Origin of the sequence: Aestuariibaculum marinum, from assembly GCF_014596975.1 — a bacterium.
Taxonomy (GTDB): Bacteria; Bacteroidota; Bacteroidia; order Flavobacteriales; family Flavobacteriaceae; genus Aestuariibaculum; species Aestuariibaculum marinum.
Genome location: NZ_JACVXD010000010.1, coordinates 91903 through 105868, shown reverse-complemented (window position 1 = coordinate 105868; position 13966 = coordinate 91903). Strand labels below are relative to the sequence as shown.

13 protein-coding genes are annotated in these 13966 nt (G+C 35.4%); 10 read left to right on the top strand and 3 right to left on the bottom strand.

Annotation, left to right across the window (positions count from 1 at the left end; all coding sequences use genetic code 11):
* Positions 1 to 247: 247 nt before the first annotated feature.
* Positions 248 to 1255, top strand: coding sequence for a DUF6340 family protein (locus ICJ85_RS14130; RefSeq protein WP_188224446.1), 1008 nt, complete (start codon positions 248 to 250; stop codon positions 1253 to 1255).
* A 23-nt stretch (positions 1256 to 1278) separates the two neighbouring features.
* On the opposite strand, the gene lpxD is transcribed toward ICJ85_RS14130, so the two are convergent.
* Positions 1279 to 2271, bottom strand: a complete 993-nt coding sequence (gene lpxD, locus ICJ85_RS14125; protein WP_194420857.1) for a UDP-3-O-(3-hydroxymyristoyl)glucosamine N-acyltransferase — start codon at positions 2269 to 2271, stop codon at positions 1279 to 1281.
* Between the two features lie 234 nt (positions 2272 to 2505).
* On the opposite strand from lpxD, the gene ICJ85_RS14120 reads away from it, so the two are divergent.
* The 5 genes from ICJ85_RS14120 (at position 2506) to ICJ85_RS14100 (ending at position 6356) form a co-directional block, all read left to right on the top strand.
* Entirely contained in the window at positions 2506 to 3252 is a 747-nt protein-coding gene (locus tag ICJ85_RS14120) for an energy transducer TonB (protein ID WP_188224445.1), read from the top strand.
* Positions 3253 to 3525: 273 nt separating this feature from the next.
* Positions 3526 to 4866 (top strand): 2TM domain-containing protein, encoded by a 1341-nt coding sequence (locus tag ICJ85_RS14115; RefSeq protein ID WP_188224444.1) that lies wholly within the window; start codon positions 3526 to 3528, stop codon positions 4864 to 4866.
* Between the two features lie 17 nt (positions 4867 to 4883).
* The gene (locus tag ICJ85_RS14110; protein WP_188224443.1) at positions 4884 to 5240 is read left to right on the top strand and encodes a 2TM domain-containing protein; all 357 of its coding nucleotides are present in this window, start codon (positions 4884 to 4886) and stop codon (positions 5238 to 5240) included.
* Complete coding sequence (locus ICJ85_RS14105) at positions 5227 to 5541, top strand: 2TM domain-containing protein (RefSeq protein WP_188224442.1); 315 nt, start codon at positions 5227 to 5229, stop codon at positions 5539 to 5541. Before ICJ85_RS14110 ends, ICJ85_RS14105 begins: the two co-directional genes overlap by 14 nt.
* Positions 5542 to 5597: 56 nt before the next feature.
* Positions 5598 to 6356 carry a LytR/AlgR family response regulator transcription factor gene (locus tag ICJ85_RS14100; protein WP_188224441.1) on the top strand — a complete coding sequence of 253 codons (759 nt, stop codon included), beginning with the start codon at positions 5598 to 5600 and terminating at the stop codon, positions 6354 to 6356.
* A gap of 3 nt (positions 6357 to 6359) precedes the next feature.
* Here ICJ85_RS14100 and ICJ85_RS14095 read toward each other — a convergent pair whose 3' ends face one another.
* The gene (locus tag ICJ85_RS14095) at positions 6360 to 7535 is read right to left on the bottom strand and encodes an LETM1-related biofilm-associated protein (protein ID WP_188224440.1); all 1176 of its coding nucleotides are present in this window, start codon (positions 7533 to 7535) and stop codon (positions 6360 to 6362) included.
* Between the two features lie 144 nt (positions 7536 to 7679).
* Here ICJ85_RS14095 and ICJ85_RS16670 point away from each other — a divergent pair, with 144 nt between their 5' ends.
* The 4 genes from ICJ85_RS16670 (at position 7680) to ICJ85_RS14075 (ending at position 12572) form a co-directional block, all read left to right on the top strand.
* Positions 7680 to 8366, top strand: coding sequence for a DUF4331 family protein (locus ICJ85_RS16670; protein ID WP_188224439.1), 687 nt, complete (start codon positions 7680 to 7682; stop codon positions 8364 to 8366).
* Positions 8367 to 8395: 29 nt separating this feature from the next.
* Positions 8396 to 8950, top strand: a complete 555-nt coding sequence (locus ICJ85_RS16665; RefSeq protein WP_188224438.1) for a DUF4331 family protein — start codon at positions 8396 to 8398, stop codon at positions 8948 to 8950.
* Between the two features lie 84 nt (positions 8951 to 9034).
* Entirely contained in the window at positions 9035 to 10324 is a 1290-nt protein-coding gene (locus tag ICJ85_RS14080) for a tetratricopeptide repeat protein (RefSeq protein WP_188224437.1), read from the top strand.
* Between the two features lie 13 nt (positions 10325 to 10337).
* Positions 10338 to 12572 (top strand): TonB-dependent receptor, encoded by a 2235-nt coding sequence (locus ICJ85_RS14075; RefSeq protein ID WP_188224436.1) that lies wholly within the window; start codon positions 10338 to 10340, stop codon positions 12570 to 12572.
* A gap of 346 nt (positions 12573 to 12918) precedes the next feature.
* Here the strand turns inward: ICJ85_RS14075 and arsB are convergent, their stop codons facing one another.
* A complete protein-coding gene (arsB, locus tag ICJ85_RS14070; protein WP_188224435.1) occupies positions 12919 to 13965 on the bottom strand; it encodes an ACR3 family arsenite efflux transporter in 1047 nt (348 codons plus the stop codon).
* Position 13966 lies beyond the last annotated feature (1 nt).

Sequence of the window (13966 nt, the reverse complement as noted above, 5' to 3'; positions counted from 1 at the left end):
AAACTATATGACAACTCAAATGACTAACTGTATGAGATCCTCTTCGCTGATATTCTGACATATCATAAAGATATAATTTTTATATCACTAAAGTGCTGCAATGAAATTGCAGGGTTTTAGACCCTAATTTGAAACCAATAAAAGCTAAAACCAAAAATATTAGTAATATAGCAATCGGTAAAACAGGACGTTAAAATATAAATGGCATGTTTCTTGTTTTTATCTGAGAAACTTAAACCCAAAAGACATGAAAAACATCTACTTTTTATTATTAGGAATACTTGGTTTGAGCTTGACATCTTGTGGCACTTCAGGCTATGTGTATTTAAATTATCCGCAGGAACCAGTGGTTATTCTACCTGAGAATGTGTCGAATGTGGTTCTGGTAAACCGTTCGTTAACAAAGGTTGAAGATAAAAACGCAGAAACCATGGAGGCCATCACCACAGGAGAAGTGATGGGATCAGACAGAATTGCATCAGACGAGGCTATGAAAGGTGTGTACGATGGCATTCACAACAAGAGTCATGTTCAAATTATTATGCCAGACACGCTACGTCTTTACGGTACAGGGACACGAACCACGCCCGATTTATTGCCATGGGATAAGGTATCCCAAATATGTGAAAAGTCGAATGCCGATGTGCTATTGGTGTTGGAAAACTTCGATTCTAATTCCGATTTAATTCGTTCGGCAGTGGTCGATCAGGTTAATGCGGTAATTACCACAGGAAAACCAAGTGCCAGAATTCCAACCGGTGCTCGCGTAAATGTTCGAAGTTACTGGAGGTTGTACGACCCATATACTAAAACCATTATCGACCAGTTTCAACAAACCCACTACATGAATTTCGATTTAGTTAATGGGATGCCGCCAATGAATGCCTTAAGTGAAACAGCCTATGCCGCCGGATTTGATTATATCAATAGGTTTTTGCCAAGTTATTATCGTGTAAAACGAGACATGTATAAAAAAGGAAAAGGACGTGATAAAGACTTATTCAGTGCTGGGTGGCGCTCGGCAGAGGTCGCTAAATGGAATGATGCCATTGCTGTCTGGAAACGTATTGTGGAGGAAAATCCAAGAAGTAAATCGGCAGGAAGAGCTGCTTTAAATATTGCGGTATCCTATGAAGTTTTGGGAGACACCGATTCAGCCTTACAATGGGCACAGCGAGCTTACCGTGATTATGGAGATAAAGAAAGCCGGGATTATGCTAAAGTATTATTGAGAAGACAAAAAATGGAGCTGTAATCAACTCCATTTTTTATTGTTTACTATTTCGTCAAGCGTTTTAAAGCGACCCACTGTTTAAGGGTGTCTCTGGCGTCTTGAGCCGGATAGCCTAAAACGGTTTTGCCTGTTTCAACATCGTTCATCACACCGGAACCGGCACCTACAGTTGCCCCGGAATGTATAGTAGTATGGTCTTTTATAGAGGCACTTCCTCCAATAATAACACCATCTCCAAGTGTAACCGATCCTGCTAATCCGCTATGCCCTGCCATAATGCAAGAACGTCCCATAACACTGTTATGCGCGATTTGTACCAGATTATCTATTTTACAACCATCACCAATAATTGTAGAACTAAACTTGGCACGATCTACGCAGGAATTGGCACCTATTTCTACATAATCTCCGATAATTACATTACCAATTTGTGGTATTTTAGTTAACCCAGCCCCATCATCACTGGGTCTGTAGCCAAATCCATCAGCACCAATGCTTACATTGGTATGAAAAATACAATGGCTACCTATAATACAGCGTTCACGAATTACGGTTCCAGACCAAATTACGGTATGACTTCCAATCGTAGTATCGTCAAAAACACAAACGTTGGGATATAATGTAACGTAATCTTTTAAAATAACATCTTTTCCAACATAGCAATTGGCACCGATTTTACAGCCATTACCAATTTTAGCACTCTTATGAATTACAGCTGTTGGATGGATGTCATGTTCCATAACTGGTGGTTTCGGATTGAATAATTCCAGTAATTTAGCCATTGCTAAATCGGCGTTTTTTACTTTAATTAAAGCTCGGTTATCTCCTGCTTCTACTGTTAAATTGTTATTGACAATGGCAGCACAGGCTTTAGAATCTGACCAATGTTTTATGTATTTAGAACTACCAATAAATGTGATTTGATTGGTTTTAGCATGTTGTAGTTGTTCAGGACTATCAATTTTATGAGTGGTGTGTCCTACAAGTTCACCTTTTAATAGGTCGTTAATTTCTTCAATCGTATAAGAGATTTTCAAACGTGAGCGTATTTATTAAGTTAAAAATGTTTGTAAATCTAACGGAAATAAAAGGTAAATCGTTTATTTCTTGTTAAAACAATTGCTTTAATTGAAAAATTGCAAGCTAAAATCCACCAATAATATATCTGTTTTTAGTGACATTCACGACAAGAATTTATCAATTGAAACATGACAAATATCATAGTAGAAATCGAGCTTAAAGGTTAATTTTACTACTATAAATAAACAGCTATGTTACCTAAAAAAAATCCCGATGTAGAAATTGGCAGAAACAGCAGTTTATATTTTGCTATCGGTCTTAATATCATGCTATTTTTGTCTTGGCAAGCTTTAGAATATAGAACCTATGAAACAGAAGATGTTGATATAGGTTATGTAAATATGCAGGCCCAAACCGAGGAAGAAATTCCTATTGTGCAATTTACCCAAACCTTACCGCCACCGCCACCACCTCCTGCTATTGTAACAGAAAGTGTTGAAATTGTGGAGGATGAAGAAATTATAGAAGAAACTGTTTTTGAAAGTACTGAAGTAACTCAAACAGATGCTATTGTCGAATATGGCGATACAGACTTAGGCGTTTCTGATGTTGCTGTTACCGAAGTAGAAGAAGTGGCCGAAGTACCATTTTCAGTTATAGAAAACGTACCCGTTTTTCCTGGATGTGAAGGAAAATCTAAAGCAGCAACTGTGAGATGTTTTAATTCTAAAATGTTAGAACACGTAAAAAATAATTTTCATTATCCAGAAGCAGCTCTTGATTTAGCTATTGGTGGACGTGTAACGGTAGTATTCATTATTGATGAAAAAGGTTATGTAACCAGTATTAGATCAAGAGGCCCTGATAAAATTTTAGAAAAAGAAGCTGAACGTATCGTTAGCTTATTACCTAAAATGAAACCTGGAAAACAACGCGGTAAACCTGTAAAAGTAAACTATGCAGTACCGATTGTTTTTAAATATAGTGCTACACAATAACATAAGGGTAATGTAGTATAATTACCGTTGGGTTTAACGGTAATGAATAAAGTCAATGAATATTGCTGCATCAGTATTCATTGGCTTTTTTTGTTCTTAATAGTTCACTTATCACAATTCAGCAGTTAAAAATGACAGTTCGGTAAAACATTTTTCGGAACCCCTTATTAAGGTCGCAAATTTGAGCTGTAGTTAGAACGGTTATGATTCCTTTTACTAAATTTAAGGAGTAATAATATCGAAGATAACGAGTATAGCAATTTAGAACTTAATATGACCAAAGGATTCAAAAATATAATCATTACATTTTTTATAGGATGCGCTGTTTTTTTAGTGGGCAATATACTTGAAAACGGGTTGCAGTTTGTAAGTGTAAAAGTAGCATTGATAAGCTTTGCATTCTATCAACTGTATTCATTTGTTTTAGGATATTCTAATTTATTGTTCTTCAGTTATCTTGAAACTTTAAAGTGGAAATCTACCGAATCTGTTAAACGTATTATTTTGGGCATTCTAGGATCTGTTGTGGTAACCCTTTCCGGATTGTTTGTATTGCGTGCAGGAACATCGGTTTGGTACAATGGCAATTCGTTTCAGGAATTTTTAAACCACGAACGAATTCAATATTATGGCTTCGGATTAATCATAACCTTGATTATTGTTGTTATTTTTCATCTTATCTATTTCTATAACCGATATCAGCAAAACCGAATTAAAGAACAGAAGGTTATTGCGGGTACGGCAAGTGCAAAATTTGATGCTTTAAAAAATCAGTTAGATCCACATTTTTTATTCAACAGTTTAAATGTATTGACTAGTTTAATTGATGAAAATCCTGAAAATGCTCAGAAATTTACATCTGGTTTGTCTAAAGTATACCGGTACGTTTTAGAACAAAAAAATAAAGAGTTGGTGCTTGTAGAAGAGGAGCTCAATTTTGCAAAGACCTATATGTCTTTATTAAAAATGCGATTTGAAGATAGTATTGTATTTGCAATCCCTGAGCAGGTTACTAATCCGGAAAGCAAAGTAGTGCCGTTATCGCTGCAATTACTACTTGAAAACGCTGTAAAACACAATATGGTTACGCCTGCAAAACCGTTGCATATTAAAATTTATGAAGACGGTAATACTTTGGTGGTAGAAAATAATTTACAGCCAAAGCAAATTGTAAAGAAAAGTAGTGGCGTTGGTTTAAATAATATTATGCAGCGTTATAAGCTGTTAACGTCAAGAAAAATAAACATCAATCAGGAAGCAAACCGTTTTGAAGTCGCAATTCCAATGCTTACCAAACAAATATCAGTTATGAGAACACAATCAAATCAATCATTAGACGATGCTTATGTAAGAGCACGTAATCATGTAGACGAACTTAAAGGCTTTTATTATAGTCTGTTATCTTATTTTTTAGTAATTCCGTTTTTAATATTTGTAAACTATAAGACTTCCTGGGGTTTTCAGTGGTTTTGGTTTCCTATGTTTGGTTGGGGGATAGGTCTGGTTATTCAAGCGTTTAGAGTTTTTGTGAACGATCAGTTTTTAGGTCGCAACTGGGAGAAACGAAAAATAGATCAATTTATGCGTGAGGAAGAAAATACCCGATGGAAATAATTTAATTAAAAACTATTATGAGAAATTACGATTTAGAATCTTATAAAAACGAAGGTTCAGACGAACGGTTTTACCGCGAGGATGCTTACTTGCGGGCTAAACAAAAGGTGAAAAAAATATTAGGGTTTTACTGGCACTTGGCAAGTTATATTATTGTGAATCTTTTTATAATTATTCTTATTGTTTCTAATGGAGGAGAGTTGTTTAGTTTTGGCACTTTTGCAACCCCCTTGTTTTGGGGCATTGGTTTGTTATTTCATTTTTTAAGTGTTTATGGAGTTAATTTTATTTTTGGTAAAAAATGGGAAGAACGTAAGATTGCCGAGTACATGGAAAAAGAAAACATAAATTTAGATAACCATGAACAGCGATAAACTAACTCAAGATGCATTCTTGAAAGCTCAAAAAAAGATATATAATTTAAAAATATTTTACATTCATTTGGTTGGGTATTTAATTCTTGCAGCTCTTTTGGGATATAATTTGTACATCATGTCAGGGCCATATAAAGATTTTTTCTTTTGGTTTAATATCATTGTGCTCGTAGCTTGGACTGTTTTTATTAGTATTCATGGCTGGTATGTATTTAAAGGAAAAATTCTTTTTAAGAAAGATTGGGAGGCACGTAAAATAAAGGCATTTCTTGAAAAAGAGAAAATTAATCGTTGGGAATAGTTGTTCTGGTATAAGAACTAGTGGTTTAATATTTTAATAGAATAAGGATTTTATATATGCACGTTATTATTATAGAAGATGAGAAGCCATCGGCGCGCCGATTAAAACGGATGTTGGAAAAGCTGAATATTGAAGTGAGCACCATGTTGCATTCGGTAGAGGAATCTTTAAACTGGTTTGAGGCCAATACGCATCCCGATTTAATATTTTTAGACATTCAGTTGAGTGATGGTTTGTCCTTTGAAATTTTTGAAACAATACCTATTAAAAGTGCTGTAATATTTACCACGGCTTACGACGAATATGCGCTTCAGGCGTTTAAACTTAACAGTATCGATTATTTATTAAAACCTATTGATGAAGACGATTTGCAAGTTGCTGTAGAGAAATACAAAGAGCGTTTACCACAACAGCAATCGGTGTCTCTAGATTTTAATGATATTAAAAAGTTACTGGTTAACCCAATAGACCGGGAGTATAAAAAGCGATTTTTTGTAAAAGTGGGACAACATTTAAAATTGATTGCAGTCGATGATATAGAATGTATTTACAGCGAAAATAAAGGGTCTTATATTCATACCAAAGATGGTAGGAATTATTTGTTAGATAACACTTTGGAAAGTTTAGAAAGTGAATTAGAGCCTCAACTATTTTTCAGAATTAATCGAAAATTTTTTGTGAATATTAATGCCATAAAAGATATGGTAAGCTATACCAACTCGCGATTGCAAATAAAATTGAATAGTTATAAAGACGATGAAGTTATTGTGGCTCGTGAGCGGGTTAAGGATTTTAAAGAGTGGTTGGAATCTTAAAACTTAATCTTCATCAATGCGATTTTCATCAAAAGCAGAAGGCAGGAGTTTAGGTATAAATTTTACTACTAAAGGCAATAGTATAGCACCACCCGGAAGTAAAAAAATAGCCAGACTTGGTATAGACTTAAAAATATCCAGTAATTGGTCCTGAACTTTCTTTTGTTCTTCTCCGGTTAAGTCTCTCACAGTCGATTGGGTTAAAAGCACCATAAGTTCTTTACTGTCCTTTAACTCTTTATATAGGCGTTTGCTGTTTCTGGTAATCAATTTTTTTACCATTTTGCTCGAGTTATTATAAAAACTCTGAACAATATTCTTAGAGCCTAAAACGGCAATATTCTCTTTGTTTGTGGTATAAAAACTGTTAACCGTTTCTAAAGATTGTTTTATGAGTTGCGTTTCAATTTTGAAATCTCGCCCTAATTGAATTAGAAACCGTTTTTCAGTACTATCAATCGTTTTATCAGTCCAAGCGGCCATACAAGCCAAATCTAATATATATTGCTTTTCTAAAGGTGTTTTAATATTCGAAATGGCGTCTTCGTAAGTAATATGCGTGTGGTCCTGAAAACGAAGAGAGGATTCAATTAACCGAATTAAACTTTCATCATATGCATTCTTGTCTTCTTTTGTGTTTAAAACATCTAACGAGACACATTCAATAGAGGCTTCAAGGTTTTTTATGTAAGACGTTGAAATGGTTTGCTCTCGTAAATAATTATCATAAGCCAGCACATCTATATATAAGAGCGCATTTATAATGAAGTAGTTAAAATTTTTTGTGATGATATTAGCATCAATCTGAATACGCTTGTGTATTAATTTTTCTAATTGTTCGTTCGATTTTTTTCCGCCTAATAAATCTTCAAAAAACGAAGTTTTTCTTTCGCTTATTTCAGTATAAAAATCAATAACGCTTTCAACAAAAGGAGTTTCGGTCGTGGCGTTGTGGTGGGTGTGCAGTAATGCTAAACAATGGTTTATTTTACAAAGCTCTTCTTCTATCAGATCTTCTTTAGGAAGGATGTTTAAAACCACATCTAAATTACTTCCATAAATAAAGCCGCAATCTCTTAAAGCGGCATAAAAGGTTTTATCGCTGAGGTTAAGAAATTCAGGTGTTGCCTCAACTTCTCTAAGTAATTTTTTTATCCAACCATTTGCAGACGGATTCATGGCTTGTGGTTTTGTTCGTGTAAATGTAATGTTTTCAAGGAATATTTTGCAATTATTTTCTTTAACAAAATTTTAACAAAACCAGGTTTTTCTTTTTTGCGTAGGTATGCATGAGAACCGAGTAAATAACTAATTAATAAACGTATGAAAAAGTTAAAAACAGTATTAGGAATTGGAGTAGTAGCAGTAGCTAGTTACTTTGTTGTTGCAGCCGACCACATCGATGCACCGTCCGTGCAGGGTGGCTCTAGCGACATTACAGATTTTTATGCCTTTCAAGGAGAAGATACCAACAACCTGGTATTTGTAGCCAATGTTCAGGGCTTATTAAGTCCGGCAAACACAGCATCGGCAAGTTTTGATGAAAGTGTTATGATTGAATTCAACATTGATAGTGATAACGATTATGTTGAAGATTATGTCATTCAGGCAATTCCTAAGGATGGTAAAATGTATGTTATCGGACCTAAAATGCCAATGCAAACAGGGTTAAACAGTATGGTGGGTACAAACGAAGTGTATAACGCTGCTGTAGCTAATATTACACCGTATGGATCTGATGCCATGATGGGGATGAAAAACGGAGTTAAAGTGTTCGCAGGACCAAGAGACGATCCGTTTTTTATGGATTTTGCCCGCTATGTACAAATCGTAACGCCAGGTGATGACGATGGAGACGGTATGGAAGAAGGCGCTTTTTTACCAGACGGTATGGCTTCCGATACTTTCGCAGGAACCAATGTAATGTCTGTTGTAGTTGAAGTGCCGAAAAGTCAAATAGGTGGTAGCGGAACTATTAACACCTGGGTGGAATCAAAAAGAAAGCAATAAAAAACTTAAAAAACGAAATACTGACAATTATGAAAAATATAAAACTATTTCTAGCACTTTTAGTAATGCCTTTAGTAGCATTCAATTGTAGTGACGACGATGATATGAAAATGGAAAACGGACTTCCGAATTTAGCAGGAACCTACATGCAGGAAGATCAGATGGGAAGACCAGCAGTAAATACTGTTTTTGTGTCACCATCAAGTAAAGATATGTTTAATGTCACGGTACCATCTATGCAAAACGCATCATTTCAAAGTATGTTTCAAGCAAATTTAGAAGGGTTAAGCCCTGCTTTTGCTAATGCAGGAGATACCAACGCATTAGGGTTAGATGCTGCCACGTTTACAAGTGTATTAGCTACAGATGTGTTGAATGTGTCTCTTGATGGAACCACTACTTTTTATGATGGAACTAATGTGTTGACAGGTAGAAATTTATCAGATGACGTAATTACGGTAGAACTGTTATTAATCTTCGGGGGGGAAGATTTTTCAGAGAACCCAGGATTATCAGATGATAATGTTGATGCCAATGACAAGCCTTTTTTAGCCTCATTTCCATATCTGGCTTCACCATGGTAGAAGCTTATAATTAATTCAGAAACAAAGAGTAAGTTCTTTGTTTCTGAGTTTCTCTAACAAACAATAACCTTAAAAACAAATACAATGAACCTACAATGTATTACCCTGTTTTGCTTGCTTGTATCTGTAACAAGCTGTACAACTATATCTAAAAAAGTAACAAATCCTCAGGAGTATAATGTTTACTTAGAAACCACTAATGAAACAGCTAAACAAGAAGCTTTAAATGATTTAAAGTTTTGGAAAGAGAAGCTTGATCGTACCCCAAATCAATTTCCTTATTTGTCAAAAATAGCTTTGGCAAATAGTCAGCTATTCGGTATAACAGGAGAAATAGAATATCTTAAAGATGCCCAAAATGTCTACCAGAATCTAAATATAAAAACTAATTATTCGAACACCTCATATTTAAAAGGACTTGCAGCCAATTATATATCTCAGCATAAGTTTAAGGAGGCTTTAATACTACTGGAAAAAGCAGAAACTATTGGCGATAAACTAGAGGGTACTCAAAAAATGCTGTTTGATGTGCATTTAGAATTGGGAAATTACGATTTAGCAAAAAGTTATTTGGATGAGTTTAGTAATGATGCCGATTTCGATTATCTCATTCGGGTAGCGAAATGGTCAGATCACCGTGGCAATTTACATGCTGCAATCAAATATTTGGAACAAGCCAAAGTCAAGGCTGAAGAGTCTAATATTGCTGTTTCAAAGCAGTGGATTTACACCAATCTTGCAGATTTTTATGGACATAGTGGAAATATAGAAGCCTCGTACAATCATTTTTTAAAAGCTTTAGAATTAAGTCCGAATGATGCCTATGCCAAACGCGGCATTGCATGGATTGTATACTCTTATGAAAAAAATCCAGATGAAGCACTTCGTATTTTAAACACGGTTTCGCAAACGTATCATGCACCAGATTATTACCTGTTAAAAGCAGAAATAGCAAAATTTAAGAAAGATTCAGGACTGTATAAAAAAGAACTGGAATCTTACAAAATGGCAGTAAACAATCCGCTGTATGGTGATATGTATAACACTTACAACGTTATACTCTACACCGATATAAATGAAAATTTAAATGAAGCTTTAGCTATTGCAGAAACCGAAGTTACTAATAGACCAACACCACAATCGTATGGTTTACTAGCCTGGGCTTATTATAAACAAGGCTTCAAAAGAAAAGCCTTGAAAATCATGAAAGAACATGTCGCGAACCAAACATATGAGCCCCAAACACTACTACATATGGCTGAAGTATATAAAGCTAATAATAAGTTAAAAGAAGCAAAAATCTTGAAAAAGGATTTGCTGGAAAGTATTTTTGAATTAGGTCCGTTGACCGAGAAAGATGTTAAAAATATTTAATTCAAAAACAATCATGAACGTATTAAAACTTATGATGCTATTTTCAGCCATAATGTGTACAAAGCTTAGTTTTTCACAACAAATTAGAGGTGTTGTGGTTAATAAAGCGAAACAACCATTGGAGGCTGCTTATATCTATAATTTAAACTCTAAAAGCCATGCCCATTCTTTAGAAAATGGTCTGTTTGTACTAGATAATTGCTCTGTGGGCGATTCATTGAAAATTGGACTTTTAGGATTTAAGAATAAGTTCCTTATAATCGATGGTACTAGTTTTCAAAATAAACAAATTATTGCCCTAGAGGAAAAGTCCTTTCAGTTAAGTGAATTAGTCATTAACGAAACTGTAAATCCGGTGAGTACCATTTCCCGATTAGATTTAAAAACAAACCCGGTAAACTCGTCTCAGGAAATATTGAGAAAAGTTCCGGGTTTAATAATCGGACAACATGCCGGCGGAGGAAAGGCCGAACAGATCTTCTTACGTGGTTTCGATATTGATCATGGTACCGATATTTCACTATCAGTCGATGGAATGCCGGTAAATATGGTATCGCACGCGCATGGTCAGGGGTATAGCGATTTACACTTTGTGATTCCGGAAACTGTAAACAAGATAGATTTTGGAAAAGGGGCGTATTATGCCGAACGTGGTGATTTTGCCACAGCAGGATATGTGGATTTTTCAACTAAAGATTATTTAAAAGAAAGTTCAGTTGGTTTAACCATTGGCGATTTTAATACCTTACGAACATTAGGAATGTTCAATTTACTGGAACATGATGCCGATAAAAATGCCTATATCGCTACCGAGTATATCGCTACTGATGGACCTTACGAGTCACCACAAAATTTTAACAGATTAAATCTGTTTGGGAAATTTACCAGCTATTCGCCGAACAACGATAAGGTATCGGTTACCTTATCGCACTTTACGAGTCGTTGGGATGCTTCAGGGCAAATTCCGCAGCGCGCTGTCGATGATGGAAGCATTTCTCGTTTTGGAGCTATCGATGATACCGAAGGAGGAACTACCGAACGTACTAATTTTAATGTGGAATTTAATAAGCATATCTCCGATAATTCTATGCTGAAGAGCAATGCGTTTTACTCGCATTACGGATTTGAATTATATTCTAATTTCACTTTCTTTTTAGAAGACCCTGTAAATGGCGATCAAATCAAGCAAAAGGAAGATCGTCATATATTCGGATTTAACACCGCTTTAAGTCAGGAAATCTTGTTGGGAGATTTAGAACTAACCATGACATCGGGAGTTAGTTTACGTCACGATATAGTTAATGATATTGAATTGTCGCATACCCTTAATAGAAAGACGACTCTAGAACAAATACAATTGGGGGATTTAAATCAAACCAATATGGGGCTGTTTACCAATGCACAATTCGATTTTGGGAAGTTGAAAATAGCCCCGTCTTTACGTCTGGATTATTTTAAGTTCATGTATAATGATGAGCTACAAGATACTTATGGCACACAGGCCGAAACCAAAACCATTGTAAGTCCTAAACTAAATTTCTATTATGATGCTTTAACCAATTTACAAGTGTATTTAAAATCGGGATTAGGATTTCACTCGAACGACACGCGCGTGGTAGTAAGTCAGATGGGGAAAGATATTTTGCCACGTTCGTATGGCGCCGATTTGGGAAGTGTTTGGAAACCGTTTCCAAAGTTAATTGTGAATTCAGCATTATGGTATTTGTTTTTAGAACAAGAGTTTGTTTATGTGGGCGATGCCGGAATTGTTGAACCAAGTGGAAAAACGGAGCGTTATGGTGCCGATTTAGGATTGCGTTACCAGTTAACCGATTGGTTGTATTTTGATTCTGATGCTACTGTAACACACGCCAGAAGTACTGAAGATCCGGAAGGAGAAAACTATATTCCTTTAGCACCGGATTTTACTTTGGCAGGTGGCCTGGCGGTAGATAATTTGGATGGGTTTTCGGGAGGATTACGCTATAGATATGTTGATGACCGACCAGCAAATGAAGATAACAGTATTGTAGCCAAAGGTTATTTTGTAACCGATTTTAACGCGAATTATACGTTTAATAAAGTTACAGTAGGAGTGATTGTAGAAAACCTATTCGATACCGAGTGGAATGAAACACAGTTTGCTACCGAATCGAGATTGTTTAATGAAGCGGCTCCTGTTGAAGAAATTCACTTTACGCCAGGAACGCCATTTTTTATAAAAGGAACGATTTCTTATAAATTTTAAAACCTAGGGTAGGGTAAAATAAAGTAAGGGTGTCTTACTAACAAATACAACTGAAGGAAGAGAGTGATAGTATACAGAAAAGAGAATCCTTCGAGAGTTGATTAATAGCAGCTAACAAAAGGAACAAAGAGTTAATAATTATGAAATGAGCCATGATAAATCTTTTAAATCGACCTAGATTATTGGCAAATTACATCTGACTATTATAAAAATAATAAATACTAACAGATGAAAAAGGAAAATTGATTTTCAAGGGACCGGTAGGATTGGTTGTCCTATTTGGTTTTTTGGGTTTTTTGTTAGGGAAAGCGGCTCGTGGTTGAGCCGCTTTTATTTTATATAAATGCTAATTTACCGCGTTTACAAAGTATTTTTTACGCAACCAGAACGATACGCGTACTAACAAAATTAATGCAGGAACTTCAACTAAAGGCCCAATAACGCCAGCAAAAGCCTGTCCGGAATTTAATCCGAAAACGGCAATAGCAACAGCAATGGCTAATTCAAAATTGTTTCCAGCAGCTGTAAAGGCTACCGAAGCGGTTTTATCGTAAGTGCCACCCATGGCTTTGGTAAAGAAAAAGCCAATAATAAACATTAAGGCAAAGTATATCAATAATGGGACAGCAATGATTAACACATCCATTGGGATTTCAACAATGAGTTCACCTTTCAAAGAGAACATCACGATAATAGTAAATAATAATGCAATTAACGTTAGTGGAGAAATTGTTGGAATGAATGTTTTTGTGTACCATTCTTCACCTTTTAATCTTACTAAAATCTGTCGGCTTAAAATACCCATTGCAAATGGAATACCTAAGTAAATCGCAACACTTTCAGCTATGGTTCCTATAGAAATATCAACAATAGCACCTTCGAAGCCAAAGTAAGGAGGCAAGATTGTAATAAATATCCATGCATAAAAACTATAGGCAAAGACTTGGAAAATACTGTTAAGAGCTACTAAACCGGCGCCGTATTCGCTACTACCTTCGGCTAAATCGTTCCAAACCAAAACCATAGCAATACATCGCGCTAGCCCTATTAAAATTAAACCCACCATATATTCGGGGTAATCTTTTAAAAAGGTAATGGCTAGAATGAACATTAAAACCGGACCAATAATCCAGTTTAGAATTAGTGATACCGAAAGAATTTTTGTGTTTTTAAATACGGCAGGTAATAAGCTGTAGTTTACTTTTGCCAATGGCGGGTACATCATTAAAATTAATCCTATAGCAATAGGAATATTCGTTGTACCGCTACTCATCGCGTTGATAATATCTGGAAACTTAGGAAAAAAATAGCCTAAACCAACACCTAAGGCCATGGCAATAAAAATCCATAGCGTTAGGTTTCTATCTAAAAAATTTAATTTTTTTGTAGCCATA

Excerpts from the sequence above, each read along its gene's own strand:
- ICJ85_RS14130 (WP_188224446.1), top strand. The coding sequence starts at position 248 with ATGAAAAACATCTACTTTTTATTATTAGGAATACTTGGTTTGAGCTTG.
- ICJ85_RS14120 (WP_188224445.1), top strand. The coding sequence starts at position 2,506 with ATGTTACCTAAAAAAAATCCCGATGTAGAAATTGGCAGAAACAGCAGT.
- ICJ85_RS14115 (WP_188224444.1), top strand. The coding sequence starts at position 3,526 with ATGACCAAAGGATTCAAAAATATAATCATTACATTTTTTATAGGATGC.
- ICJ85_RS14110 (WP_188224443.1), top strand. The coding sequence starts at position 4,884 with ATGAGAAATTACGATTTAGAATCTTATAAAAACGAAGGTTCAGACGAA.
- ICJ85_RS14105 (WP_188224442.1), top strand. The coding sequence starts at position 5,227 with ATGAACAGCGATAAACTAACTCAAGATGCATTCTTGAAAGCTCAAAAA.
- ICJ85_RS14100 (WP_188224441.1), top strand. The coding sequence starts at position 5,598 with ATGCACGTTATTATTATAGAAGATGAGAAGCCATCGGCGCGCCGATTA.
- ICJ85_RS14095 (WP_188224440.1), bottom strand. The coding sequence starts at position 7,535 with ATGAATCCGTCTGCAAATGGTTGGATAAAAAAATTACTTAGAGAAGTT.
- ICJ85_RS16670 (WP_188224439.1), top strand. The coding sequence starts at position 7,680 with ATGAAAAAGTTAAAAACAGTATTAGGAATTGGAGTAGTAGCAGTAGCT.
- ICJ85_RS16665 (WP_188224438.1), top strand. The coding sequence starts at position 8,396 with ATGAAAAATATAAAACTATTTCTAGCACTTTTAGTAATGCCTTTAGTA.
- ICJ85_RS14080 (WP_188224437.1), top strand. The coding sequence starts at position 9,035 with ATGAACCTACAATGTATTACCCTGTTTTGCTTGCTTGTATCTGTAACA.
- ICJ85_RS14075 (WP_188224436.1), top strand. The coding sequence starts at position 10,338 with ATGAACGTATTAAAACTTATGATGCTATTTTCAGCCATAATGTGTACA.
- arsB (WP_188224435.1), bottom strand. The coding sequence starts at position 13,965 with ATGGCTACAAAAAAATTAAATTTTTTAGATAGAAACCTAACGCTATGG.